This window comes from Burkholderia sp. Bp8963 (assembly GCF_003854275.1).
Taxonomy (GTDB): Bacteria; Pseudomonadota; Gammaproteobacteria; order Burkholderiales; family Burkholderiaceae; genus Burkholderia.
Genome location: NZ_QTQP01000023.1, coordinates 1 through 24807, shown reverse-complemented (window position 1 = coordinate 24807; position 24807 = coordinate 1). Strand labels below are relative to the sequence as shown.

Below are 24807 nucleotides of genomic sequence, written 5' to 3'. Positions count from 1 at the left end.
CATGAGTGCCGCGCCGCTTCAACCGGGGCGCTTCAACATTTCGCGGCGGCTGCCTCACAATGAAACAACAGCGGCATCACGCACGCTTTGAACAAAGGAGGAGACATCTCGTGAATCGAATCGAACCCCGTTGCGCAACGAGCCGGCGCCAGCCGCATCGTCGCCTGCCGCGCCTGGTCATCGCTGCGTCGGTCGCATCGGCGTGGGCGCTCGGCGCCTCGGCCGCCGACACGCCATCGACGCCGATGGTCGAGTGGGTCGTACCCGCGCTGAAGACGGTGGCGCCGCAAACCAAGGAGCAAGCCGATGAAGGGATGAAGGTCGGCCGTGCGCTGGTCGAACCGGAAGTCCTCCAGCCACGCATCGACGCTGCGCTGCCCGACTATCGCCCCCGCACCGACATCAAGCTCGCCGGCACGTTCAAGGGCGCGGCGTCCGACGTGCTGCCGTCGCTCGTCAACCGCTGGATCGAAGGCTTCAAGCAGTATTACCCGAACGTCGACATTCGCATTGCCCCGCCGTACGCGGGCAGCCTCGGCGCGAAGGAGCTGGTCAAGCAGAACCTCGACTTCGTGTTCGTCTCGCGCGAGCTCAAGCCAGACGACGTCACCGACTTCAAGACCCGGTTCGGCTACGGCCCGCTCAGTGTGCCGATTTCCGGCGGCTCGTACCGGCACTTCGGCTTCCTGGACGCGATCGGCTTCTTCGTCAACAAGGACAATCCGCTGGAGAAGCTGAGCTACGAGCAGATCGACGCGCTCTACTCGCGCACGCATCTGCGCGGCGGCAAACCCATCAAGACATGGGGTGACCTCGGTCTCACCGGGGAATGGGCCGACAAGCCCGTGCATGTCTACGCCATCAAGCCGTGGAACGGCTTCGAGGAGTTCGTCCGACAACGCGTGCTGAGCGCCAACGGCCAACGTGGCGAGTGGCGCGACGACATCCACTACGACAAGCTCGTGTTCCCGCTCGCGAAGGACGTGGCCGACGATCGCTACGGCATCGGCTTCTCGGGCATCGCCTATATCGACGCGCCCGTGAAGATGCTGCCGCTCGCGGCCTCGGACAATGGCCCGTATGTCGCGCCGACCTACGAAAACGTCGCGCTCGCGACCTATCCGCTGAGCAGGCTGATCTACTTCAACACCAACAAGGCGCCCGGCAAGCCGCTCGAACCGGCCATCGCCGAGTTCCTGCGCTACGTGCTGAGCAAGCAGGGGCAGCAAGCGGTGATCGATCACGCGATGTACGTGCCGCTGCGCGCGCAGCAGGCGGAAAGCTCGCGCGCGATGCTGTCCAACTGAGCACGCGTCAACCGCGCCCCACCTCGCCAACCCGGCGCCGCCAGCCCGCCCCTCACATTCGCGCCGGGCGGCGGCGCCTCCAGGAGGTCTCCCCATGCACCGACCCATCCGGGCCGTCACGGCGGCGCTCGCGCTCGCGTCGGCCGCGACGGCGTACGCCGCCACGATCGCCGCGCCCTATGCGCAGCAACTCGTCGACACCACGCTGGCCGCGCACCCCGAGCTGACGATTCTCGCGCTGCACGTCACCCCACCGACGGAACCCGACAACGTGATCATCGCGTCGAACATCGGCCGGATCGGCAAGCGGGCCGATGCCGACGATCTCGCCGTGCTCGACAGCGGCCAGCCCCGCGTCGAGCAGACGAAAACCGGGGACCTGTCGGTCGAGTTGCCGATGCACGACGCCGGGGGCAAGACGATCGGCGTGATCGGCTCGACGTTCCGTTACGCGCCGGACATCGATCGTGCGGTGATCGTGCGCCAGGCCGAGCGCGTGCGCGACGAGCTGGCGGGACGCACGCCATCGCTGGCCGCGCTGTTTCAATCGACGCGCTGACCAGCCTCGGTCGCCTGAAAATCCGTTAAGGAACGCTTAAGGTCCGGTTTAACTTCACGGCCCATCATCATTACAAGGCAGAAGCCTCGTCCAGCCTGACAGGCGCCGGCCCCGCCGCTGCACTGCCAACCGGGCCGACACACCCCGATACGCTGCACGCAACCCATCGCCCCGCCGAGGGCGAACCTACGAGTACATCTTCAATCAGGAGACGCACATGAAACAGACCCGGAAGATTGGCGAGTTGCGCTGGTCCGCGGCGGCATCGGTCGCGGCGGTGGTAGGCATCGCGGCGCTGGGCGCGCTGACGTCGCCGCCGGCATTCGCGTTGAAGTACGCGGCGGTCGAGCATCACCTCAAGGTCGACCCGTCGATTCCGGGCTGGCGTCCGGGCGAAGTCGAGTCGGTGCCTGAGGAGGAGTTGCGCGTCGTCGGCGCGGACGTGATGGACGAGATCACGCTCGGATGGATCAAGATGTATCGCAAGGCCTACCCGCACCTGAGCGTCACCATGGAGGCCAAGGCATCAGGCTCCGGCGGCCCGGCGCTGACCAACGGCACCGCAGACCTGGCACCCGTCGGGCGTGAACTGCTGCCGGCCGAGGAGAAGGCGTTTGTCGACAAGTTCGGCTACAAGCCGCTTACGATTCGCGTCGCGACCGGCAGTGTCGGCTCGCTCGGCAAGACCGCGACATCGGTCGTGCTGGTCGACAAGGACAATCCGATCAAGGGGCTGACGATGGCCCAGCTCGACGCGATCTATTCAAAGACGCGCAATCGCGGCCATGCCGATATCAGCACGTGGGGCGATCTTGGGCTCGGCGGCGAGTGGGCCGACCGCCCGATTCACCTCTATGGCCTGAAGCCGGTCAACGGCATCGAATACTTCCTCAAGCTGAACCTGCTCGAAGGCGGCGAGTACAAGGACAACATCCAGTTCGTGAAGGGCAAGGGCTTCACGCATGCGTTCACGGTGGCCGCCGAGGACATGGCGACGCATCCGGGCGGGCTCACGTATGCGCTGCTCGCCAACGTGACGCCCAACGTGAAGGTCGTGCCGCTGGCCGCCAGCGAAGGCGGTCCGTACCTCGCGCCCACGCTGCAGAACGTGTACACGCACAAGTATCCGCTCTCACGCTACGTGTACATCTTCGTCAACAAGAAGCCCGGCGAGCCGCTGCAACCGAAGGTCAAGGAGTTCCTGAAGCTGGTGTTGAGCCGCCAGGGGCAGGACGTCGTCGCGAAGGAAGGTGTCTATATCCCGCTGACCCCGGCTGTCGTCAAGGAAGAGCTCGCCAAACTCGATCAGGCGGATTGATCGTACGGCAGTCGTGATCGTGACGGCCACCTCATTACAGGCTGAATTTGCATTCAGCCCGCGTTAACGCTCGTTCAAGGTCGCGAGCCTACACTCGACTCGCACCTGCTTCAATGACGCCCATCGGGCAATGAGAGGAGACACATGAAGACCCTGACCAAGACCCTGCTCGCAGCGACGCTCGGCGTCCTGACGGTCTCTGCGCTGCCTGCGGCCGACGCGGCCACCGCCGCGCCGGAACCGCACGCGAAGAACTGGACGCCGCCGAGCACGAAGATCTACGCACAGAAACTGTCCGAGCAGATCATGAAACAGCATCCCGAACTGCTCAGCGTGACCCTCCACGGCGTTCCCCCAGGCATGCAGGATGCCTACACGATGTTCGCCGGCTCCTACCTCGACCGCATCGGCAATGCTGACGATCCGGACGACATCGACATCTCGAAGAAAGGCATCACGATCGTCGACCCGCGCTGGCACCGGCCCAACGACACGGTCAAGAAGTTCGTGATGATGCTGCCGCTGCGCGACGCGAGTGGCGAGAATGTTGGCGAGATCGTCCTCGCATACAAGAACGACGGCGCCAACGCCAAGGGCGAAACTGCGTTCTTCCTCGCGTCGACGCGCCTGCGCGATGCGCTGCAGAAGCAGATCCCGAACTACGGCGCACTGTTCGAGCCGGCGAAGTAGCCGGTCACGGCCCGCCGCGCTTGCCATGCCGCCGCTCCGGCGCGCCGGAGAAGCGGCCTGTTTCATCGAGCCAACCACATTGAGGAGTCTGACCATGCGTTTGCGATTTTCCGCGCTCGTGTCGCTGACAGCGCTCGTGGCCGCGGTCATGGGCGCGACGCTGCCGCACATCGCGTGCGCAGCGACGCCCGCAGCCAATACCACCGGCGCCGCGAGCGCGCCGCTGCGGCTGATCGGCAGCACCGCGCTGCCGGACTACAAGGGCGATTTCGACCACTTCGCGGCCGATGTCACCGGCGGGCGGCTGTTCCTTGCCGGCGAAGACGGCGCGACGCTCGAAGTGTTCGACCTCGGCAGCGGCAGGCATCTGCGCACGGTCAAGGGTTTCGACCAGCCCCACGCGATCCTGTACCTGCCGGACCTGAACCGCCTGATCGTCACCGACAGCGGCGCCGGGATGACGCGTATCGTCGACGGCGCGAGCTATCGCATCATCGGCTCGATCCCGCTCACTGCCGGTGCGGATTCGATGCGCTACGACCCATCGCGCCGCCACCTGTACATCGTGACGGGCGGCAAGAACGCCGAGCCGAAGATGACGCGGACGATCGTCTCGGAAGTCGATCCGCGTACGAGCAGCCATATTGGCGACGTGACGTTCGAGACCGACTTCACCGAGGCGATGGCGGTCGAGCAACACGGACATCGCCTGTTCGTCAATGTGACCGGCAAGAGCACCCTCGCCGTCGTCGACAAGGCAACGCGCCAGGTGATGGCGAACTGGCCGATCCATGGCGCGGAGCTGAATGCGCCGATGGCCTTCGACGAGGCGCATCAGCGCCTGTTCGTCGGCACGCGCAAGCCGTTCAAGCTGCTGGTGCTCGACGCAGCGAACGGCAACACGATCGCGTCGTTCGACGCGCCCCAGCGCACGAACGAAGTGATCTTCGACGAACAGAACCAGCGCATTTACGTGGCCGGCGACGACTATCTGGGCGTGATCCAGCAGAAGGATCGCGACCATTACGAAGAAATTGCGCGCGTGCCGACGGCCAAGGGGGCCAAGACGGCCATTCTGGTGCCTGCCCGCAATTGCCTCTATGTCGCGGTCTCACCGGGTGACGCAGGAACCGGCGGCAAGCTGATGCGCTTCGACGTCCTGCCGACGTCAGGTGCGAAAGCGTTGGCCAGCAGGTGATGAATTGCCGGCGCGGCTCGACGATTGCCGGATCGATCGCGAGAAGCGCTTTCAATGCGTGAGCGGAAACAAAAAAGGAGCAGCCGCAGGTGCGACGACTCCATGCAAGGGCCAATGCCGAAGCATCAACCCTGAATCAGAACACCGGCGATGAAACACTAGCGCCCGCGCCGCCGACGTTTCCGGCAGACGCGGGCGCACAAGCCGTTCACCCGTTGCGCTCGACAGGATGCGGCTCCCTGAGCCGGTTCGCGACCCGCACCGCCTCGTAGTACGCGGCATTCGGCGGCCGCTTCAGGTACCGCCCCGCGCCGCGCACCGCGCGCAGGTCGCCATCTGCCCAGGCCAGCGCGCCGCGCGTGAGCGTATGCGTCGCGACGCCTCGCACCGTCATCCCCTCGAACACGTTGAAGTCGACCTTCTGATGGTGCGTGTTCACCGAGATCGTCTTCGTCGCGGCCGGATCCCAGACCACCAGGTCGGCATCCGCGCCGACCTGCACCGCGCCCTTGCGCGGATAGAGGTTGAAGATCTGCGCGGCGTTCGTCGACGTGATCCTCACGAACTCGTTCGGCGTGATGCGGCCGTGATTGACACCGTGATGCCACAGCACCGACATCCGGTCCTCGACGCCGCCGCAGCCGTTCGGAATCTTCGTGAAATCATCGCGGCCCATCGCCTTCTGCGACGCACAGAACACGCAATGGTCGGTCGCGGTCGTATGCAGCTGGCCGGACTGCAGCCCGCGCCACAACGCGTCGCGGTGCTCGGCCGAACGGAACGGCGGGCTCATCACGTGCGCGGCCGCGCGGGTCCAGTCGGGATCACGATACACGGCCTCGTCGATCACGAGATGCCCGGGCAGCACCTCGCCGAACACGCGCAGGCCCTCGTTGCGCGCCCGCGCGATCGCGTCCACCGCGTCCTTTGCCGATACGTGCACGATGTAGACCGGCACGCCGAGCACCTGTGCGATGCGGATCGCACGATTCGCGGCCTCGCCTTCGACTTCGGGCGGACGCGACAGCGGATGCGCCTCCGGCCCCGTCATCCCGCGCGCGAGCAATGCCTGCTGCAGGCGGAACACGAGCTCGCCGTTTTCCGCATGCACGGTCGGCAGCGCGCCGAGCTCGAGCGAGCGCGAGAAGCTGTTCACGAGGATCTCGTCGTCGGCCATGATGGCGTTCTTGTACGCCATGAAATGCTTGAAGCTCGACACGCCATGATCGTGTACGAGCGTGCCCATGTCGCGATGCACGGTTTCGTCCCACCACGTCACCGCGACATGAAAGCCGTAGTCGGCCGCGGCCTTCTCCGCCCAGCCGCGCCATTCGCGGAACGCGTCCATCAGCGGCTGCTTCGGGCTCGGAATCACGAAGTCGATGATGCTCGTCGTGCCACCCGCAAGCCCGGCCGCGGTGCCCGAGTAAAAGTCGTCGCTCGCCGTCGTGCCCATGAACGGCAGCTCCATGTGCGTATGCGGATCGATGCCGCCCGGCATCACGTATTGCCCGTGCGCGTCGACGACTGTCGCGCCTGCGGGCGCTTCGATCGTGTCGGCGATCTGCAGGATCGTGCCGCCGTCCTGTGGATCGGCGCACAGCACGTCCGCGCGCCAGGTGCGGTCTGCATCGACGACGGTACCGCCGCGTATCAGGGTTGCCATCTTGCTGCCTCCTCGTTGACTTTCAGTGTTCGAGCCACGCGCACCGCCGTTCAGGCGCTCGCGACCTGTGCGCTTTGCCCGGCACGCCATTTCATCCACGCTCCGTACACGGCCGATGCCAGCACGAGGCCGACGAACCACGCGTACGTGTAGAGCGTGTTGAAAAACGCAGGCACGTTCGGAAACGACGCGGGGAACGCGGTATGCAGGAAGCCCGGCAGATTGGGCAGCACGCCGACTGCGAGCGCGACCAGTGCCGCGGGATTCCAGCCGCGCGTGTAGCTGAAGCGGCCGTTCTCGTCGAACAGCGCGCGCGCATCGAGCTGCGTGCCGCGAATCAGGAAGTAGTCGACCATCAGGATGCCCGCCACCGGCCCGAGCAGCGCCGAGTACCCGACGAGCCACGTGAAGATGTAGCCGTCGGTGGTCGCGAGGATCTTCCACGGCATCATCACGATCGCGATCGTCGCGGTGATCAGGCCGCCCGCGCGATACGAGATCCGCTTCGGCCACAGGCTCGAGAAATCGTAAGCAGGACCGACGAGATTCGCGGCAAGGTTGCAGCACATCGTGTCGAGCGTCAGGATCACGAGCGCGACGCCCACGCCGATTCCGGTCATCCGGCTCGTCAGGTCGATCGGATCCCAGATCGCCTTGCCGTAGATCACGACGGTGGCCGACGTCACGACCACCGACACCACCGACAGCAGCGCCATCGGCAGCGGCAGCCCGACCGATTGCCCGATCATCTGGTCGCGCTGCGAATGCGCGAAGCGTGTGAAATCGGGAATGTTGAGCGCGAGCGTCGCCCAGAAGCCGACCATCGCGGTCAGGCCCGGCCAGAACGTCGCCCAGAACAGCCCTTCCTTCCTGCCGCCCGCCGCGAACTGCGACGGCGCCGACAGCATCGAGCCGAACCCGCCCGCCTTCGACGTCGCCCACCAGACGAGTGCGACGCACATCACGACCTTGATCGGCGCCGACCAGCTTTCGAGCCAGCGGATCGAGTCGGTGCCGTGCAGGATGAAGTAGAGCTGCAGCGCCCAGAACACCAGAAAGCACGCGAGCTGCCCGCCCGAGATGCCGACGAACGGCAGCGCGGCGCCATGCAACGCATTGCCCGTCAGGATGTTGAACAGCGTGTAGATCGCACTGCCGCCGAGCCAGGTCTGGATGCCGTACCAGCCGCACGCGACGATCGCGCGCAGCAGCGCCGGCAGCTTCGCGCCCTGCGTGCCGAACGACGAGCGCACGAGCACCGCGTACGGTATGCCGTGCTTCGCGCCCGCATGACCGATCAGCAGCATCGGCACGAGCACGATCAGGTTGCCGAGCAGCACGGTCAGCACCGCCTGCCACGGCGACATGCCCTCCTCGGTCAGGCCGGCCGCGAGCATGTACGACGCGATGTTCATCACCATCCCGACCCATAGCGCCGCGAAGTGATACCACTTCCACGTGCGCTGCGCGGCCGTCGTCGGCGCAAGGTCGTCGTTGTAGAGACTGCCGCCATGCGCGGCTGCGCCATCAGGATCGGCGGGGGTCGCTGTCAGCTTCATCAAGGCACTCCACGGAAACATCCGCACCCGCGCCGCGTTGCGCGACGCGGGGCCGAAGGGATCTGAAACGGCGCGCCCCGGCGCTTGCCGCCGGGGTGTGCCGAACGCTGGTCAAGCGGCCTTTGCGTGCTTCCCGGGTTCCGCCGCGCTCGCGCCTGCATCGACGCGCGCCGGATTGTTCGGATGCGTGGTCCAGTTCGCATAGCCGCCCGCGTCGACGCGCTCCATCGTGATGCATTGCTCGACCGGACACACATGCATGCATAAATTGCACCCGACGCATTCGGCGTCGATCACCTCGAAGTGGCGCATGCCGTCCTTCTCGCGCGTGATCGCCTGGTGCGACGTGTCCTCGCACGCGATGTGGCACAGCCCGCACTTGATGCAGCGATCCTGGTCGATGCGCGCCTTGATGTCGTAGTTCAGGTTCAGGTACTTCCAGTCGGTGACGTTCGGCACCGCACGGCCGCGCACGTCGTCGAGCGTCGCGTAGTCTTTCTCGTCCATCCAGTTCGACAGCCCGTCGGCGAGATCCGACACGATCCGGAAGCCGTAATGCATCGCCGCCGTACACACCTGCACGCTGCCTGCGCCGAGCACGATGAATTCCGCCGCATCGCGCCACGTCGAAATTCCGCCGATGCCGGAGATCGGCAGGTTCGGCGTCTCGGGGTCGCGCGCGATTTCCGCGACCATGTTCAGCGCGATCGGCTTGACCGCCGGGCCGCAGTAGCCGCCATGCGTGCCTTTGCCGTCGACCGTCGGCAGCGGCGCCATCTGGTCGAGATCGACCGCGACGATCGAGTTGATCGTGTTGATCAGCGACACGCCGTCCGCCCCGCCCTTGTATGCGGCGCGCGAGCCCATCCGGATGTCGCTGATGTTCGGCGTCAGCTTCACGAGACACGGCAGCTTCGTGCCTTCCTTCACCCAGCGCGTGACCATCTCGACGTACTCCGGCACCTGCCCGACCGCCGCGCCCATCCCGCGCTCGCTCATGCCGTGCGGACACCCGAAATTGAGTTCGACCGCGTCGGCGCCCGTGTCCTCGACGAGTGGCAGGATCCATTTCCAGTCGCGTTCGTTGCACGGCACCATCAACGATACGATCAGGGCACGGTCCGGCCAGTCGCGCTTCACCTGCGCGATCTCGCGCAGGTTCACGTCGAGCGGACGGTCGGTGATCAGCTCGATGTTGTTCAGCCCCGCGATGCGTTGCCCGTTCCACTGAACCGCGCCATAGCGCGAGCTGACGTTGACGACGTGCGGATCGAGCCCGAGCGTCTTCCAGACGACGCCGCCCCAGCCCGCTTCGAACGCGCGGTTCACGTTGTAGGCTTTGTCGGTCGGTGGCGCGGACGCGAGCCAGAAGGGGTTCGGCGAAGTGATGCCCGCGATGGTGCAGCGAAGGTCGGCCATGTTCGGCTCCGTGAGAGTGGGGTCGTTGTCGTGATCGGTGATGCGTGCGGCTCGTGCGCCCGGTGCCGGGTCAGGCCGCCCGCGCGGCGCGTCGTGCGAGCGCGGCGTCGATCGACGCGGCCGCGACCTTGCCGTCCTGCACGGCCTGGACCGTGAGATCGACGCCTTCCGTCGCCGCGCAGTCGCCGCCGGCCCACACGTCGGGCAACGCGGTGCGCCCGTCCGCATCGACCGCGATGCGCGCGCCGTCGGCAGTCAGCAGCGCGGCGTCGACGCCGGTCGGCACGAGCGTCTGGCCGATCGCCTTCAGCACCATGTCCGCATCGACGGTGAAGCGCTCGCCCGATGTGCCCTCGAATTCAACGCCCGTCACCTGCGCGCCGTTGCCCATCAGGCGCACCGGCTTCGCGTGCGTGACGAGCGTGACGCCGTTTTTCTGCGCGAACTCGCGCTCGGCCCATGTCGCGCTCATCGCGTCCACGCCGCGCCGATAAACCATCGTCACGCGCTCGGCGCCGAGCTTGCGGCTCTGCACGGCCGCATCGACCGCCGTGTTGCCGCCGCCGATCACGACCACACGGCGCCCGACCGGCACCTGTTCCAGCACATCCGCCTGCCGCACCTGCTCGATGAAGTCGACCGCGTTCATCACGCCAGCCAGTTGTTCGCCGTCGAGCGCGAGCGCACGAACGCCGCCGAGGCCGATCGCGAGAAACACCGCGTCGTGCCGCTCGCGCAGCGTGTCGAGCGTCGTATCCCGCCCGAGCGCGACACCCGTCTCCAGCGCGATGCCGCCGACCGACAGCAGCCACTCGACCTCACGCTGCGCGAAATCGTCGACCGTCTTGTACGCGGCAATCCCGTATTCGTTGAGGCCGCCCGCCTTTGGGCGCGCATCGAACAGCGTGACGCGATGGCCCGCGAGCGCGAGCCGATGCGCGCACGCGAGCCCGGCCGGTCCCGCACCGACCACCGCGACGTGACGCCCCGTATCCGGCGCCCGCCGGAACGATACGGCACCCGTCGCCATCGCCCAGTCGGTCGCGTGCCGCTGCAGCGCGCCGATCGCGACGGGCTGCGCGTCCTGGTGATTGCGCACGCACGCGCCTTCGCACAGGATCTCGGTCGGGCAGACACGCGCACACATGCCGCCGAGCGGGTTCGCGGACAGGATGTCCGTCGCCGCGCCCTTCAGGTTGCCGTTGCCGATCTTGCGGATAAAGCTTGGGATGTCGATCTGCGTCGGGCAGGCCTGCACGCACGGCGCGTCGTAGCAGTAGTGGCAGCGGCTCGCCGCGGCCGCGGCGGCGGTCGGATCGAGCAGTGGCGCGATGTCGGCGAATTCGCACGAGAGTTGCGTGGACGACAGGCGATGCGCGGCGATGTCGCCGGTTTGCTGGGTGGCCATACACGTTCCTTCGTCAGAGTGAGGACAAAGCCGTGCCTGCCAGCTGCGCGGATGCGGAGCCGGGACGGCGTGTTTTATGAACGCTGCGGTCAGTCGATAACGGGAATGCCGGCTATGGTTGTGTCGGTCGTGTCGTCATGAAGCGGGTTCGCACGCGCGCGACAGCATCGCGTGCAGCAGCACGTTCGCGCCCGCCTCGATCCATTCGGGTGTCGCGTCCTCGATCTCGTTGTGACTGATGCCATCGACGCAGGGGACGAACACCATCGACGTCGGCGCAACCTGCGCGAGATAGCACGCATCGTGGCCCGCACCCGACACCATGTCGCGATGCGTATAGCCGAACCGTTCGGCTGCTGCGCGCACGGACTTCACGCAGTCGGCGTCGAACGCGACCGGCTTGTAGTAGAAGATCTGCTCGAGCTGCGTGTCGAGGCCGATGCCGGCCGCGATGCGCGCCACGCCGTCGCGCAGCGCGGCGTCCATCTGCGCGAGCACGGCATCGTCAGGATGCCGAAAGTCGACGGTGAAGAACACGCGACCAGGAATCACGTTCCGCGAGTTCGGGTGGACCTGCATCATGCCCACCGTTGCGCAGCCGAACGGCGCATGATCGAGCCCGATCCGGTTCACGAGTTCGACCACGCGCGACGCGCCGAGCAGCGCATCGCGCCGACGCGGCATCGGCGTCGGGCCCGCGTGCGCCTCCTGTCCGGTCAGCGTGATTTCATACCAGCGCTGCCCCTGTGCATCGGTGACGACGCCGATCGTCTTCTGCTCCGCTTCGAGAATCGGCCCCTGCTCGATATGCAGTTCGAACGCTGCATGCAGCGGCCGGCCGCCGCACGGCACGTCACCGGCATAGCCGATGCGCGCGAGTTCCTCGCCGATCGTCTTGCCGTCGATGTCCTTGCGCGACAGACCGTATTCGAGCGAGAACACGCCCGCGAACACACCCGATGCGACCATCGCGGGCGCGAAGCGCGAGCCTTCCTCGTTGGTCCAGATCACCACTTCGACCGGATGTTCGGTCTCGACTCCATGATCGTTAAGGCTGCGGATCACTTCGAGGCCGCCCAGCACGCCGTAGATGCCGTCGAAACGGCCCCCGGTCGGCTGCGAATCCGCATGCGAGCCCGTGACGACGGGCGCCGCATCGGGCACGCGGCCCGCGCGGCGCATGAACACATTGCCCATCGTATCGACCGTCACCGTGCAGCCGGCCGCCTTCGCCCAGCCGACGATCAGGTCGCGGCCGGCCTTGTCGAGGTCGGTCAGCGCGAGGCGGCAGACACCGCCCTTCGGCGTCGCGCCAATCTTCGCCACCTCCATCAGGCTGTCCCACAAACGCCTGCCGTCGACCTTGATCGACGGATCGACAGTTGCCCGCTTCACTGCTTCCGATACTGCATCCATTCGTATCGCTCCTGTGGGGGTCGGTTATGTCGCAAGCCCGCTCTGTGCCGGTGCATGTTCGGCTGCTTGCGGGGCAGGCGCCGCACCTGCGCGGTGCATGTCCGCATCGTTCGCACGATTCGTCCGACGGATCGCGGGCCCGGTTTCCACCGTCGTTCGCGGCACGCCGAATCCTGTCCGATTGGACAGGTTTTAGACGATCAAAATCACCAAATCAATGTCTTTCTTATGGGAATCGACAGAGCGAGAAACGTGCCACTGCATCGCAGCATCTCGCGGACACGGGATGTCGCCGATGCGTGCGCTCAATGCAAACGTGCGGCTAGAATGAAGCCCAACGCGGCATGCGCGCCGCGCGAGGGTAACGATGAGAGATGACGAAGTGGCAGCCGAAGCGACCGAAAGCGACGACGCGCCCGCGCCTTTGCGGCGACGCAAGGCGCACATCCGCGAGTCCAACGAAGCACACCTGCTGGCCTGTGCGGAGGCCGTGTTCGCGGAACGCGGGCTCGACGGCGCGAGCACCGCGATGATCGCGGAGCGCGCCGGCCTGCCGAAAGCGAACCTGCATTACTACTTTCCGACCAAGCTCGCGCTGTACCGCCGCGTGCTCGACGACCTGTTCGAGGACTGGCATCGCGCGGCCGGCTCGTTCGAGGCCGACGACGATCCCGTCGAAGCGATCGCCAGCTACGTGCGCGCGAAGATGGCGCTGTCGCGGCGGCGCCCGCTCGGCTCGAAGGTCTGGGCCAACGAGATCATCCACGGTGCCGGGCACATGCAGGACATCCTGTCCGAACGCGTGAAGCCGTGGTTCGATACGCGCGTGAAGGTGCTCGACGGCTGGATCGCACGCGGGCTGCTCGCGCCGGTCGACGCGCATGCGCTGATGTACCTGATCTGGGCCACCACGCAGCACTATGCGGATTTCGATGCGCAGATCCGCGCGCTGAGCGGCAAACGCGCGCTCACGCAAAAGGCGTTCGACGAGAAGACCGAGCAGGTCGTGCAGCTCGTGATTCGCGCGTGTGGAGCGGTGTCGCCGAAAGCAAGACGATCGGCATGAAAACTTCGGCGTGTACCGCGCCGCTGCCTGGCTCATCGCTCCGCAGACACGGGTGTCCTCGGGGCCCGGTCGCCTTCAGAACGGGACCAGCTCCATGATGTGGCTACTGGACCAGAGGGATTCGTTGTTTAGGACCTCGATCGAGGTGCGTGGAATCACGGGATCCAGTTCCAGTTGCAAGGCCAACCGGCTGCCCGTCGCCGGCACACCTTGCTCCAGCACCACGACGCCCGTGCGTGGATGCAGGCTGACTTTGCCGGCCTGCTCCGACAGTTGCTGGCCGGCATGTTCCACACTGCCCAGTGCAACGGGCCTGCCATCCAGATTCGCGTCGCCGGTCACCACGGAAAGAATGCCCTGCGAACCAAACCGGAACGCGCGTTCGTTCAGCGCATTGCCGCGCAGGAAAATCGCCATGCGCACCGGCTCCTTGCAGACGACGTTCACGGAAACCAGGCGTTTTCCCAACGAGTAACCGAGGGCCGATGCGGGTTGCCCCAAAATGCTCTGCCGGTACTGAGCACCGTAGTCCAGCTGCGCATGCCCCGCATGCACCTGGCAATTGTCTGCCGCCAGCGCAGCCCCGCTCAGGCTCAAGCCCGCGCACATTGTCCACGCCCACCGGCGGATACACTTCGGTTGTCGCAACATATCGTCTCTCGAGGCCAGGGTCTCATTGGAGTGTGCATCGGGCGTCGGCGCTTTCGAACGGCGTGGCGGAACCCGCGCGCTCGGGCAGCGCATAATGCTACAGGCACTGTCTGCCGTCCGGAAAAACCACCGACAACGCATCGTTCCCGGCGCCGTTATTGAGAAACACCTGCCCCTGCTCGAGCACCGTGCCGACATACTGCTGGCGACCATCCAGCACATAGGCGCCGGAGGGCAGCGGATTGCCGTCGGAGTCGCGAGCGTTGTGCAGCACCCGACGCACGCGGGTGAGTTCGAAGTCGATCCGGTTCACCGACCCGCGCCCGGGGTCGACCCGTTAGAAACCGTTGCCGATGTCGACGTTGCGCGGCAGCGTACTGGTCATCACCTCCACGCGATTGCTGCTGTATGCAGAGAGCCGAGGCACCACGGCACGCCCCCAGCGGTCGGTCCATACCTGCCCCTGCGGGGTGTCGCCGTCGCCCTTGCGAGCGAGGAAACCGCCGAGGCGTGCGACCAAGCGCAACACTTCGTTGAGCTCGGGTTGCACAGATCTGGGCGTTTTCGTAAGCAGATACGCAGTCCGAATTTCATCGGGATCGAAGAACAGACGCGCGTCCAAATCAGGACACGCACGCCACTATCGATCCATGACCGGCGCGGCACAGTAGTCGACACGGGACGCGCCACGCCGCACCTGGCCTACGCCTTCCATGATGACTGGTCGCGTGGTAACGCGCCGGTCGGATCGTTTGCGACGAGTGAATCGCCTTCGGACAGATCGTCCACGTAAATGACGAGATTGGTTCCGCCCGGATTCAAGCGGGAACGGAACAGAATGCCTTTTGCGCCTGACGCAATGACCTCGTCAGCTAGCACCCAGCTCGGCGGCTCGACCCGGTGATTGAACTAGAGTGCGCGCCAGTCACAGTAAAAGTCCTCCCAGAGCGGATCCCACGTCTCAGTCCGATAGCCGGCGGTGAAGTCGACGATTGGCGATGCCGTTACCTGATAACTTACAAGCGTGCCAGGCGGAAGAAGCGGTGATACCTGCTGATACTCCGCCACTGCGGTTTCTAGTTCGAGCGCGAGATACAAGGCGTTCACACCGATGCGGTTTGCTCGACCGCCGTGCGTTCCCGCGCCGGCTCCACTTGTCGGAGCCACGGCCCATTTGGGAACGTGCACGCGATATGCCGTGACCTGTGACAAGTTGGAAAAAATCATCCTGCTGCGCCCGCCTCAAGGGAAGCGACGTAGCGAAGAACATCCTCCGTGCGCTCTTCAGAAACAAGCTGCTCAGCGGTCTTGTAATCGAACAGCGGCAGTGGCTCGTTGCGGTACCAATAAAGCGCGTTTTGGACATCCCCAGAGATGTCCGTTGCGGCCCGGATCACGCGCAGGGCATCGCGGAGGAACCGCTGTACGCTCTCTGACCCCGGCATCCGACTAATCGTATTGCGATGCACGTGCGCCTGCCGCGCGAGCGTCTGCAAATCGATGTGGAGAGCATCGACGAAGCGGCGGGCCGAGACAATTGGCGCGGGACTGTCGGGATCCCGGAGGGAAGACATGAACTGCTCGAAACTGGCAACCGTGGGGGTGGAATCCTGCTTGGCAGCGGGGCGCATGATCACTCCAATTTGCACACTTTATGCACATTTATAGCACACGACCTAGCTGTGCGCAAATCTAGCGGCCGAGCCTGGGTGGGCTCGACGCAGCGGGCCAGCTCGCCGTCCCGTGCAGACGAGTTCGCAGGGCTGTCGCCCCACCCCGCTCCCCCATCAAAATCCTGTAGGTTGATCCTTGCTTTCCTGAACTTTGATAGACTCTATCCTGTATGCTGTCAAAGGGGTGAGCATGGCAACCGAAACCATTGACCAAAGGACCCTCGCTGGCCTCATCGAGGCGGGCGCGGTGCGCTCGGCGCATGTCGTCGGCCAGCGTGGCGGCTGGGGGGTTCTGTTTAAATACGGCAGGACCGAGCGCCCGTTGGCAACTCAGCGCGGCGCCGTCCGCACTTGGGCACACCTGGAGACACTAGCGACTTTCCTCCGCGAGATGGGTATCGTGCGTTTCGAAGTTGACGCCGCACAATACGACCCGACAGCTCCGCGCTCGAGTGCGGAGCTGTCGAAAGCGCAGCGGGCCCGCGAGCAGATGAAAGCCGCTCACGCGGATGTGGCCTACGCCAAGTGGTTTCGCGAGACGGTGCGGGCCTCGGTCGACGTGGCCGACCAACCGGAAAGCGTAAAGGCACCGAATGGCGCCGTTGTGGCTTTGCTGCAATCGGGCGACACCGAAGGCCTGCGCGCCCTCGCGAAAGGCAAGGCGGCTCCGAAATCAAAGGCGGCGAGCCGTAAATGACGTTTGCTGTCGAATGGACGGCGACTGCAATTCTCAACCTCGCCGACATCCTCGATCGTATGCAGGCGGAGAGCCCGCAAGGCGCTGGCGCGTTTGCGGCAGAGATCGAGGCGAAGGCCTCGCACATTGCGTCCAATCCGAAGCTCTACCGGGTCGGACGTGTTCGCGGCACACGCGAGTGCGTCGTGACTGAGAATTACTTGTTGGTCTATCGCGTGGTCGGTGGGGTCGCCCAGATCCTCAATGTAGTTCATACCCGGCGGCAGTGGCCGACATCGTCCTGACCAAGCGCATGCGGAAGATGGCTTTGGCCAATTCCGCCAGCGCTCCAAACAGCAGTTGCGCCGCGAAGCCCGCACCCTTTCCTCATCTTGACTGTCGCGTCTGTGAACGGCGGTTGAAAACCGACAATAAACGGCGGCGTCATAGTGCGGCGGCGCGACGCGCGCATGAAGACAGACATCGCGGAAGCGTTCAACGCAGAGTGAACGGGACGTTGATTCAGGGCACGGCGTAAGGAGCCCGTAGGGCGACTGGAGACGTGCCCTGAATCGGGGCGGGCCGTCCGCATGGTAGAAAGGCGTTTGCCGAAGAAGAAAAACAGGCGCAGCGCCGGCCTCAACCGCCAAGTCCAGTCCGGTGCTGCGCCTCCACAGGGTATCCATATGGCAGGCCTGTCGGCCGGCCGGAGAGCCGTGTGAGCCGTCAGTATCGCATTGCTCACGCGGCCCGTCGACTTTGTTCGACTCCTCCTCTTTGGCGTTTTGGAGGAGCCGCCAATGCAGCCGCCCACGGGTCGCCTATACGTGTGCGCCCGTTGCCGGGCGCAGGTCATCGTCTGCCGCCGTTGCGATAGCGGCCAGACTTACTGCGATCGCGACTGCGCCCAGGCCTCACGTCGGGCCAGCGTGCGCGAGGCTGGTCGCCGTTACCAGCGCAGCTGGCGCGGTCGTATGGCGCATGCCGCCAGGATGCGCCGCTATCGCCAGCGGCGCGAGAAAGTGACGCATCACCCTTCCGCCGAGCCCACCGCTGATGCTCTACTGATTGTGACTTCGACGACATCGGCCAGCGAGACGAGTGCCACGATGGCAAGCACGCCGTCGCCCGGGCATTGCCGCTTCTGTCACTGCGCATGTGAATTTGTGCGTCATGGGCCATTGCGCCGTCGGGTCTTCCGTGAGGTTCGTACTGCTACCGAACAAAAAGGAACCGACCCATGACCATCAAGGCTGAAGTTGAGGCGCAGATCCTGCGCTATTACCACGTCGAAAAGTGGCGCTGCGGCACCATCGCGCGCCAGCTGCATGTGCATCGCGGCACCGTGCAGCGTGTGCTGGCCCAGGCGGGCCTGCCGCGGGTGGGCGGTGTGCAGCGGCCCTCGCGGATTGATCCGTACCTGCCGTTCATCCATGAGACGCTCAAGAAGTTTCCCTCACTCACGGCCAGCCGCCTGTACGCGATGGTGACCGAGCGCGGTTACCGGGGCAACATTCACCACTTCCGTCACCTGGTGGCGCTCCACCGTCCACGCCCGACTCCTGAGGCCTATCTGCGCTTGCGCACCATGCCGGGAGAAGTGGGTGAGGTCGACTGGGCCTCATTCGGCCACCTGCAGATCGGTCGCGCGCACCGGCCGCTGATGGCCTTCGTGATGGTGCTGGCGTGGTCCCGGCAGATCTGGCTGCGTTTCTTCCTCGACGCCCGTATGGACAGCTTCCTGGCCGGCCACGTGGGTGCCTTCGAAGCGTGGTCCGGGGTGCCGAGGGTCCTCAAGTACGATTCGGTTCCCGGGAACCGAATCGTACTTCTGTGTCCTCCGGCGTTATGTGCCAGAACGGTCTGAAGGATATATGGCGCAAGGGGGCGCCCGTTGAGGATGACACATAATTTCTAGAGCGATTGCAGCCATTTCAGCAGATCCTCGTCCCGCCGCCATCCAGCGCTGGTGGGGGATGCCACCACAGCATCAACCGGTGGCAGACACACGGCGAGAGCGGCTTGTTTGGTGCGGAGGGAAATTTCCGCATAACGATTGGTGGTATCGAGACTGACGTGGCCCAACCAACTCCGAACCACATTGATGTCGGCACCGTCTTCCAGTAATGCGACAGCCGTCCCGTGTCGGAAGGAGTGCGGAGAAATTCCTCGGCTCGGTCCATCTGATCGATTGGATCTGAGTACCGCTACATGTCGTTTTACGATCTTGTACAAACCGAACCGCGTCAAGGGATATCCGTGCTGATTCGATGCGAACAGCGGAAGCGACTTATCGCCGCGATGTACGTTATCGAGTTGCTTCAGCAGTGTTGCCGTTTCGGGCCAGATTGGACAAATCCGCCATTTATCACCTTTACCATGCAACCGGACGCGAAGTGGTGCATCAAGATCGACGTCGCCTACGCGTAGGTCGGCAATCTCCTGTACCCGGGCTCCGGTGTTGTGCAGGAGCATCAAGATCGCGCGGTCGCGGAGCGCCAATGAGCCCTCCCTGGGGAGGAGCCTGAACATCGTATCGACTTCATCGCGTTGCAGATACACTGTTTCCGGTGGCGAAGTCCGTTTGGCCGGAATGGCCTGAACGCGCTCGGCTTCGGCCAGCATCTCAATGTGATGCTGGGCCAAGTAGCCGTAAAAGGTGTGCAACGCAGCCAGTCGCTGATTGCGGGTACTCGCTTTATTGCCCCGTTCAACTTCGATCATTCTCAGAAACTCCAGTACTCGGTCAGAGCTCAGATCGGGGATGGTGAGTCGCGTGAGCCGGCGATGTCGGACTCCGGCGACGAATACCAGAAAGAGCTTCAAAGTGTCCCGGTAGCTCTTGACTGAGGACGGACGCAGCCCCAGTTGGACCTTGAGATGGTCCTCGAAGAACGCGTGCAGGATTTGACCGAGGCTATTCATAGCACACCTTCCTTCGGCACAGAGACGTGAAAACGCTCACCGGCCTGCTGAAGCATCTCCTCGGTGATCGTCAGATAGATTGCTGTTGAGGCCGGATTGCAATGGCCCATGAACGTCGACAGATGTACTAATCGTTGGTTGGGGTCAATTCCTTCCCGATACCAACGCAACAGCGTCCCTGTCGCGAACGAATGCCTCAAATCGTGGACGCGCGGAGGTGAAACGCCGGGCGGCATGTGAAGCTGTAGTCTGGGGACGAGTTGATGGAATGTGAGACTGATCGTGCCCGCACTGATGCAGCTTCGTTCGGTAAAGGAGAACAGTGGAACGTCAGCTTCGCCGCCTTGACCATGAAGCTCTTCAACGTATCGCCGCACGCGTTGCGCAAGTCGTGGGCCAAACGGGACGTACCTGCTCTTTTGAAACTTGGTCTCGCGAATGAGCAATGTGTTGCGCACGAAATCGACATCGCCCAGCCTCAGTTTTGCGACCTCGCTAACCCGTAGCCCAAGGCCGTAAAGCAGCGCAAATATGGTTTCGTACACGAGCCCACGATGCGCTGCCTTTGGGCCGTCGGGTAGCGTCCGGGCAATCTCGAGCAGTCGTTGGGCGGTGGGTAAATCGAAGAGATATGGGATCCGCTGACTGGTCACGCGTCGCGGTCTGGTAATGACAGGATTGTGCTGCGTCAATTTGTGAAGGATCGCCCACTCAAAGAAGCGAGCGAGTACCCCACGCAAATGGTTGTAGCTACGCGGCCGGTTCCGCGGCCGAGAGGAAAGGAAGTCGTCTACCATGGCCTGGTTGATTTCTGCCCAGGTGCGCACTTGCCGTTCGCAGAGGTAGCGGTCAAACAGATTCAGCGCCAGGGCCTCCGCGCGGTACTTGCGATTGAGGGCCCGCTTGTACTGCACGAAGGTAGCAATCGATTCAGCCAGTATGCTGCGCAGTTCAGGATTGCGGGTCTTCATAGCAACTCTCCATCACCCATGGCAACGTCGCGCAAGGTGTCGATCGCGACTTTGCTGTAGATCTCGGTGGAGCTACTGCAGCGATGCCCAACGTAGTCACCGATCGTCTTCAAGGGAAACTCAGCATCAACAAGTCGTTGCACGCATGTGTGTCGCAAGGTGTGCGTCCCAGCTCGATGAATCTTGATGCCCGCCTGACTGAGATACTTCGCCACTGCCGATGAAATGGCAGCACTGCTGATCGGCAGGAACGGTGCGAGGTTACGGAAAAACACGTGACGATCGGTCGTTGAAGGACGACCGTTCTTCAGGTAGTCGATCAGCGCCTCTGCAACGACGCTCGCCAGCGGATAAGCTGTCCAGTGTCCGGCTTTGCGGCATGGAATCTGAAAGCGCTCGCGTTTCCAGTCGATGTCGTCAAGCGTCAGGTTGACGACTTCATGTGCCCGAAGCCCGTAAGTCACGAGAAGCAGCAACATGGCATAGTCACGGCGACCCATGATGGTCCGTCGATCTACCATCGCAAACATGCGGCGCACCTCGTCCCAGGTAAGGGAGCGAGGAATCCGCGCTAGTCGATAGCTTTGTGGTGCTTCTACCGCTGCTGCCAGGTTATCGGCAATGATTCCTTCCCGGTGACAGTAACGCAGGAACACCCGTAGTCTGGCGCACAGTTCGCGACGAGAGGTCGGGGCGAGTTCTCGTGCGGAGTGAATGCTGAACGATGCCAGCAGGGGCAGCGATAGCTCCGATAACGCCCGCACACCCGTTTGCGTCAAATAACGTTCCAGGCGGTTCAGCGCATAGTAATATTGCTCGAGCGAACTCACGCTCAAGCCACGTTCCTCCCGCAGGTACGCCTGGAATCCCGGCACCTCGTCGTTGAACGGAAATGGTCTGCGCTGGAAATCTACCCGCCTGATCTCTCCTGTCGTCGCCAGTTGAAGCATTTGCTGTACTGTACTGCGAGCGGCGTCCAGGATGTTCTTGCGGGCCCTCGCCGTCTTATGTGGGAAATCGAGTTTACCCAATCGGACGGCCACGAACGCCTCGACGTGCGCTATCGATTGCCCGACATCTACGGCGCCATGTGCGCGCGAAAATTCGGAAAACTGACAAAGAATCGGGACTCGACGAATAACGCTCCGGGCAGAGTAACCGTTATCGTGCATCCAGCTTACGTAGTTCTCGATCTGCGGTGCCAGCCAGCTCGCGCGAATCTCGTCAATCGTGGCAGGCCGGATAAAGTAGTGCCCCAACATGACAACCTCCATTCATAATTTATGAAGGGAGGTTCATCGTCACACTGAATAAGATTGTTATGTTCCCGCCACAGCGAAGTTAGTCAACTCCGCCGCCGATCCGCCCCCATGCTGGCACATAACGCCGGAGGACACAGAAGTACGACAATTTGCGCAGCGCCGTGCTCGAGCGTCAGGGCGATGCGATCCGCTTCAATCCGGCGCTGCTCGCGTTTGCCAGCCATTACCGGTTCGAACCCAGGCCAGTGGCCGTCGCGAGGGGGAACGAAAAAGGTCGAGTCGAAAGAGCAATTCGCTTCGCACGCGAGAGCTTCTTTGCCGCGCGCAGGTACGCCGATCTCGATGATCTGAACGCCCAGGCCGCACAATGGTGCGCGGGTGTGGCAGCCGATCGTCCATGCCGGGAGGATCCGGCCATCACCGTACGCGAGGCCTTCGAGCGCGAGAAGCCGAGCCTGCTTGCATTGCCGGACAACCCGTACCCGTGCGAACTGCAGCTTCCCGCGACAGCCGGCAAGACGCCCTATGTGCGCTTCGACCTGAACGACTACTCGATACCGCACACGCATGTGCGACGCACGCTTACGGTTCGTGCCGACCAGCATCAGGTGCGCATCCTCGATGGCGCCGATGTCGTCGCCGAGCATGCGCGCAGTTACGACCGCGGCGCGCAGATCGAGATCGCGGCGCACATCGATGCGCTGGTGGAGCACAAACGTGAGGCCCGCCACCACCGCGGCCTGGACCATCTCGCGCACGCCGCGCCGGCTGCCCGGACACTGATGCTGCGCGCGGCCGAACGCGGCAGCAATCTGGGCAACATTACTGCGCAGCTGCTGCGATTACTCGACCGGTATGGCGCCGCCGAGCTGCAGTCCGCTATCGAGGAAACCCTCGCGAGCGGCGCCGCGCCGCACCAGAACCCAGTGCGCCTGACACTGGAGCGCCGGCGCGCTGCACGGGGAGCCCCTCCGCCCATCGCCATCAAGCTGCCGGAACACGTGCGCGACAAGGACAAGCGCGTGACGCCACACCGGCTCGACATCTACGACCAGCTCACTGCGGAGGCCGATGATGACAAACAGGACTGAGCAGTTGCACGAGCGCGCCAATGCCTTGCGGATGTACGGATTGCTGGCGCACTGGAGCGAGATCGCCGACGCGTCATGGGTCGAGCCGTTGCTGCAGTGGGAAGAGCAGGAACGCGCGCGCCGTTCGCTCGAGCGGCGTATCCGCGACGCCCGCCTGGGCAACTTCAAGCCGCTGGCGGACTTCGACTGGGCATGGCCCAAACGGATTGACCGAGGCGCGCTCGAGGAACTGATGGCGCTCGAGTTCGTCAGGGAGAAGTCCAACGTCGTGCTGATCGGGCCGAACGGCGTGGGCAAATCGACACTCGCACTGAACCTCGCGTACCAGTCGCTCATCCACGGCTACACGGCGCTCTTTACCACGGCTGGCCAGATGCTCGGCGAGCTGGCCGCGCTCGACAGTGACTCGGCGCTGCGCCGGCGCCTGCATCGCTACGCTTCGCCCGAAGTGCTCTTGATTGACGAGGTCGGCTACCTGTCGTACTCGAATCGCCATGCCGACCTGCTGTTCGAGCTGGTGAGCCGCAGGTACGGCGCCGCGAGCACGGTGGTTACAACGAACAAACCGTTCGCAGCATGGTCGGAGGTGTTCCCGAATGCGGCCTGCGTCGTGTCACTGGTCGATCGCCTCGTGCATCGCGCCGAGGTCATCGCCATCGAGGGCGAGTCGTATCGCGTCAAGGAAGCGCGCGAGCGGGCCGAGCAACGCGCCAAGAAGCGTAACGCTGCGCGCCCGGAGAAGAAGCCATGAGCCGCCGCACGCACCTGCCTTCGGGCCTGTCTCGCGGGCTGCACTTCCTGATCGACGCCGACTGGTCGACCCACCAGGCGTTCGCCGTGTTCGAGCTGCTCAGCGATCTGCGCGCGCGCATCTGGATGCGTTACGGCGTCGAGCTACACGAGCTGATCCGCGAGCAGCGTTCGCCGCCCACCGATGGCGACATCGACGACATCGAGGGCGGGTTCTGATCCTGCTTTACTCGCCCTGCGGGCGGCAATGCCTGCGGCGCATGGTCGAGTGTTTAACTCAACCTTGCGCCGCCGTCTGGTGTCGGATTTACGCCGCCGCCAACAGCGTCGCCTAACCCGGGCAAAGTGCGGCCTTTGGTTTTCGTCCACCCTGCTTCGGCGTGGGGGCAGAAGCGCGTTCGCGCCAAGTATCCCCGTCGCCTCCAAACACCTTGCTTAGCCACTTGGTGCCATCCCAGTAGACCGGGAACGCGCATGGCCCTCCTGGCCATCGACCATCACACCACATGGGTCGAGTAGGCGGAGTGCTACACGGCAACCACGTTGCATCCCCTGGTGGTTCCTGTTCCGTTATGGATCTACTCATGATCTCAACCCAAGGTGATTATTTCATCTGACAAGACTTCCCATACATTTTGTTTACATTAATGCTTCAGACCGAAATAATCACCCGTTCGAGTTTGCCCGTGGTGTATTGCCAACAGGAGACGAGATCGTTCCAATGAACGATTTACAGACCGACTGATCGCGCGTACACGGGAAAGTCATGCGATGGCTTGAGCGCGCTGACCACCCTGATCGATGGGACAGGTGCCATCGCCAAATCTGCTCGCGCCTCGAGAATCGTGGCCAAAAGGCTCGCCATCGTCACCGCGTCCTGCGGTGGAACCTTAGCGCTGCGATGCGCGTTGATTCTTTTAAAATCGACGTCCGAGAATACACACACTCCATTGGGCGACCGAAGAATTTCAATACTCAGCCGGCAGGCGGGTGGGGTCCGTGTGGCCGGCACGCTGGAAGCGTTGACCGGGAAGCGCGGCAGGCCCCGGACTTCAGGCCGGGGACGGATAGCGCGGACGCCGCAGGCGTCCTTGACAACGCGTAAGTGGTGGGTGATACGCTCAGCGTATGCAATGTCTTCAGGCCTTCCGATTCGAACTGATGCCGACTGGCGAGCAGGCGCGCGACATGCGCCGCTTCGC

The 24807-nt window shown here is 64.0% G+C and carries 23 protein-coding genes and 3 pseudogenes; 13 read left to right on the top strand and 13 right to left on the bottom strand.

Annotation, left to right across the window (positions count from 1 at the left end):
• Positions 1-110: 110 nt before the first annotated feature.
• The 5 genes from DID96_RS20055 to DID96_RS20035 all read left to right on the top strand — a co-directional run bounded on the left by DID96_RS20055 (position 111) and on the right by DID96_RS20035 (position 5072).
• Entirely contained in the window at positions 111-1307 is a 1197-nt protein-coding gene (locus DID96_RS20055; protein WP_260463954.1) for a PstS family phosphate ABC transporter substrate-binding protein, read from the top strand.
• A gap of 94 nt (positions 1308-1401) precedes the next feature.
• Positions 1402-1866: a hypothetical protein gene (locus DID96_RS20050; protein ID WP_124601013.1), complete on the top strand. Its 465-nt coding sequence runs from the start codon at positions 1402-1404 to the stop codon at positions 1864-1866.
• 217 nt (positions 1867-2083) lie between these two features.
• The gene (locus DID96_RS20045; RefSeq protein WP_124601012.1) at positions 2084-3184 is read left to right on the top strand and encodes a PstS family phosphate ABC transporter substrate-binding protein; all 1101 of its coding nucleotides are present in this window, start codon (positions 2084-2086) and stop codon (positions 3182-3184) included.
• 144 nt (positions 3185-3328) lie between these two features.
• On the top strand, positions 3329-3874 hold the full coding sequence (locus DID96_RS20040; protein ID WP_124601011.1) for a hypothetical protein: 546 nt from the start codon (positions 3329-3331) through the stop codon (positions 3872-3874).
• On the top strand, positions 3819-5072 hold the full coding sequence (locus DID96_RS20035) for a YncE family protein (RefSeq protein ID WP_260463953.1): 1254 nt from the start codon (positions 3819-3821) through the stop codon (positions 5070-5072). Before DID96_RS20040 ends, DID96_RS20035 begins: the two co-directional genes overlap by 56 nt.
• 208 nt (positions 5073-5280) lie before the next feature.
• Here DID96_RS20035 and hydA read toward each other — a convergent pair whose 3' ends face one another.
• The 5 genes from hydA to DID96_RS20010 form a co-directional block, all read right to left on the bottom strand.
• Positions 5281-6738: a dihydropyrimidinase gene (gene hydA / locus DID96_RS20030; protein WP_124601009.1), complete on the bottom strand. Its 1458-nt coding sequence runs from the start codon at positions 6736-6738 to the stop codon at positions 5281-5283.
• A 50-nt stretch (positions 6739-6788) separates the two neighbouring features.
• Positions 6789-8297 (bottom strand): NCS1 family nucleobase:cation symporter-1, encoded by a 1509-nt coding sequence (locus DID96_RS20025; RefSeq protein ID WP_124601008.1) that lies wholly within the window; start codon positions 8295-8297, stop codon positions 6789-6791.
• Positions 8298-8408: 111 nt separating this feature from the next.
• Entirely contained in the window at positions 8409-9716 is a 1308-nt protein-coding gene (gene preA / locus DID96_RS20020; protein WP_124601007.1) for an NAD-dependent dihydropyrimidine dehydrogenase subunit PreA, read from the bottom strand.
• 70 nt (positions 9717-9786) lie between these two features.
• Positions 9787-11124, bottom strand: coding sequence for an NAD(P)-dependent oxidoreductase (locus tag DID96_RS20015; protein ID WP_124601006.1), 1338 nt, complete (start codon positions 11122-11124; stop codon positions 9787-9789).
• Positions 11125-11259: 135 nt separating this feature from the next.
• Entirely contained in the window at positions 11260-12540 is a 1281-nt protein-coding gene (locus tag DID96_RS20010; RefSeq protein WP_124601005.1) for a Zn-dependent hydrolase, read from the bottom strand.
• A 367-nt stretch (positions 12541-12907) separates the two neighbouring features.
• Here DID96_RS20010 and DID96_RS20000 point away from each other — a divergent pair, with 367 nt between their 5' ends.
• A complete protein-coding gene (locus tag DID96_RS20000) occupies positions 12908-13606 on the top strand; it encodes a TetR/AcrR family transcriptional regulator (protein WP_124601004.1) in 699 nt (232 codons plus the stop codon).
• Positions 13607-13681: 75 nt separating this feature from the next.
• Here DID96_RS20000 and DID96_RS19995 read toward each other — a convergent pair whose 3' ends face one another.
• The 5 genes and pseudogenes from DID96_RS19995 to DID96_RS19975 form a co-directional block, all read right to left on the bottom strand.
• A complete protein-coding gene (locus DID96_RS19995; protein WP_124601003.1) occupies positions 13682-14203 on the bottom strand; it encodes a hypothetical protein in 522 nt (173 codons plus the stop codon).
• 151 nt (positions 14204-14354) lie between these two features.
• A complete protein-coding gene (locus tag DID96_RS19990; protein ID WP_124601002.1) occupies positions 14355-14570 on the bottom strand; it encodes a FimD/PapC C-terminal domain-containing protein in 216 nt (71 codons plus the stop codon).
• 24 nt (positions 14571-14594) lie between these two features.
• Positions 14595-14894, bottom strand: a pseudogene (locus tag DID96_RS19985) (IS4 family transposase); the annotation flags it as partial.
• Between the two features lie 65 nt (positions 14895-14959).
• Positions 14960-15484, bottom strand: a pseudogene (locus tag DID96_RS19980) (RES family NAD+ phosphorylase).
• The gene (locus DID96_RS19975; protein WP_124601001.1) at positions 15481-15888 is read right to left on the bottom strand and encodes an antitoxin Xre/MbcA/ParS toxin-binding domain-containing protein; all 408 of its coding nucleotides are present in this window, start codon (positions 15886-15888) and stop codon (positions 15481-15483) included. The pseudogene DID96_RS19980 and the gene DID96_RS19975 overlap by 4 nt, the downstream one beginning before the upstream one ends.
• Before the next feature lie 232 nt (positions 15889-16120).
• Between DID96_RS19975 and DID96_RS19970 the strand changes: the two genes are divergently transcribed.
• The 3 genes and pseudogenes from DID96_RS19970 to DID96_RS19960 all read left to right on the top strand — a co-directional run.
• Positions 16121-16627: a hypothetical protein gene (locus DID96_RS19970; protein WP_124601000.1), complete on the top strand. Its 507-nt coding sequence runs from the start codon at positions 16121-16123 to the stop codon at positions 16625-16627.
• Entirely contained in the window at positions 16624-16911 is a 288-nt protein-coding gene (locus DID96_RS19965; RefSeq protein ID WP_124600999.1) for a type II toxin-antitoxin system RelE/ParE family toxin, read from the top strand. The genes DID96_RS19970 and DID96_RS19965 overlap by 4 nt, the downstream gene beginning before the upstream one ends.
• 935 nt (positions 16912-17846) lie before the next feature.
• Positions 17847-18416: pseudogene (locus tag DID96_RS19960) on the top strand (IS21 family transposase); the annotation flags it as partial.
• Between the two features lie 104 nt (positions 18417-18520).
• Here DID96_RS19960 and DID96_RS19955 read toward each other — a convergent pair.
• Genes DID96_RS19955 through DID96_RS19945 form a run of 3 tightly spaced genes read right to left on the bottom strand, consistent with a single transcriptional unit; the run spans position 18521 to position 21764 of the window.
• Positions 18521-19531 carry a tyrosine-type recombinase/integrase gene (locus tag DID96_RS19955; protein ID WP_124600998.1) on the bottom strand — a complete coding sequence of 337 codons (1011 nt, stop codon included), beginning with the start codon at positions 19529-19531 and terminating at the stop codon, positions 18521-18523.
• Entirely contained in the window at positions 19528-20502 is a 975-nt protein-coding gene (locus DID96_RS19950) for a tyrosine-type recombinase/integrase (RefSeq protein ID WP_124600997.1), read from the bottom strand. The genes DID96_RS19955 and DID96_RS19950 overlap by 4 nt, the downstream gene beginning before the upstream one ends.
• Positions 20499-21764, bottom strand: a complete 1266-nt coding sequence (locus DID96_RS19945) for a tyrosine-type recombinase/integrase (RefSeq protein WP_124600996.1) — start codon at positions 21762-21764, stop codon at positions 20499-20501. Before DID96_RS19945 ends, DID96_RS19950 begins: the two co-directional genes overlap by 4 nt.
• 149 nt (positions 21765-21913) lie before the next feature.
• Here DID96_RS19945 and DID96_RS19940 point away from each other — a divergent pair, with 149 nt between their 5' ends.
• From DID96_RS19940 to DID96_RS19925, 4 genes are all read left to right on the top strand, one after another.
• Positions 21914-22855 (top strand): Mu transposase domain-containing protein, encoded by a 942-nt coding sequence (locus DID96_RS19940; RefSeq protein WP_260463952.1) that lies wholly within the window; start codon positions 21914-21916, stop codon positions 22853-22855.
• Positions 22836-23606: an IS21-like element helper ATPase IstB gene (istB, locus tag DID96_RS19935; RefSeq protein ID WP_409333793.1), complete on the top strand. Its 771-nt coding sequence runs from the start codon at positions 22836-22838 to the stop codon at positions 23604-23606. The genes DID96_RS19940 and istB overlap by 20 nt, the downstream gene beginning before the upstream one ends.
• Positions 23603-23824: a hypothetical protein gene (locus DID96_RS19930; protein ID WP_124600995.1), complete on the top strand. Its 222-nt coding sequence runs from the start codon at positions 23603-23605 to the stop codon at positions 23822-23824. The genes istB and DID96_RS19930 overlap by 4 nt, the downstream gene beginning before the upstream one ends.
• Positions 23825-24733: 909 nt before the next feature.
• Positions 24734-24807, top strand: a 74-nt coding sequence (locus tag DID96_RS19925) for a helix-turn-helix domain-containing protein (RefSeq protein WP_148094508.1), incomplete at its 3' end; no start/stop codon positions are given.

Bases quoted from the DNA above. Each gene is read 5' to 3' on its own strand.
- DID96_RS20050 (WP_124601013.1), top strand. From the start codon at position 1,402: ATGCACCGACCCATCCGGGCCGTCACGGCGGCGCTCGCGCTCGCGTCG.
- DID96_RS20045 (WP_124601012.1), top strand. From the start codon at position 2,084: ATGAAACAGACCCGGAAGATTGGCGAGTTGCGCTGGTCCGCGGCGGCA.
- DID96_RS20040 (WP_124601011.1), top strand. From the start codon at position 3,329: ATGAAGACCCTGACCAAGACCCTGCTCGCAGCGACGCTCGGCGTCCTG.
- DID96_RS20035 (WP_260463953.1), top strand. From the start codon at position 3,819: ATGCGCTGCAGAAGCAGATCCCGAACTACGGCGCACTGTTCGAGCCGG.
- hydA (WP_124601009.1), bottom strand. From the start codon at position 6,738: ATGGCAACCCTGATACGCGGCGGTACCGTCGTCGATGCAGACCGCACC.
- DID96_RS20025 (WP_124601008.1), bottom strand. From the start codon at position 8,297: ATGAAGCTGACAGCGACCCCCGCCGATCCTGATGGCGCAGCCGCGCAT.
- preA (WP_124601007.1), bottom strand. From the start codon at position 9,716: ATGGCCGACCTTCGCTGCACCATCGCGGGCATCACTTCGCCGAACCCC.
- DID96_RS20015 (WP_124601006.1), bottom strand. From the start codon at position 11,124: ATGGCCACCCAGCAAACCGGCGACATCGCCGCGCATCGCCTGTCGTCC.
- DID96_RS20010 (WP_124601005.1), bottom strand. From the start codon at position 12,540: ATGGATGCAGTATCGGAAGCAGTGAAGCGGGCAACTGTCGATCCGTCG.
- DID96_RS20000 (WP_124601004.1), top strand. From the start codon at position 12,908: ATGAGAGATGACGAAGTGGCAGCCGAAGCGACCGAAAGCGACGACGCG.
- DID96_RS19975 (WP_124601001.1), bottom strand. From the start codon at position 15,888: ATGCGCCCCGCTGCCAAGCAGGATTCCACCCCCACGGTTGCCAGTTTC.
- DID96_RS19970 (WP_124601000.1), top strand. From the start codon at position 16,121: ATGGCAACCGAAACCATTGACCAAAGGACCCTCGCTGGCCTCATCGAG.
- DID96_RS19965 (WP_124600999.1), top strand. From the start codon at position 16,624: ATGACGTTTGCTGTCGAATGGACGGCGACTGCAATTCTCAACCTCGCC.
- DID96_RS19955 (WP_124600998.1), bottom strand. From the start codon at position 19,531: ATGAATAGCCTCGGTCAAATCCTGCACGCGTTCTTCGAGGACCATCTC.
- DID96_RS19950 (WP_124600997.1), bottom strand. From the start codon at position 20,502: ATGAAGACCCGCAATCCTGAACTGCGCAGCATACTGGCTGAATCGATT.
- DID96_RS19945 (WP_124600996.1), bottom strand. From the start codon at position 21,764: ATGTTGGGGCACTACTTTATCCGGCCTGCCACGATTGACGAGATTCGC.
- istB (WP_409333793.1), top strand. From the start codon at position 22,836: ATGATGACAAACAGGACTGAGCAGTTGCACGAGCGCGCCAATGCCTTG.
- DID96_RS19930 (WP_124600995.1), top strand. From the start codon at position 23,603: ATGAGCCGCCGCACGCACCTGCCTTCGGGCCTGTCTCGCGGGCTGCAC.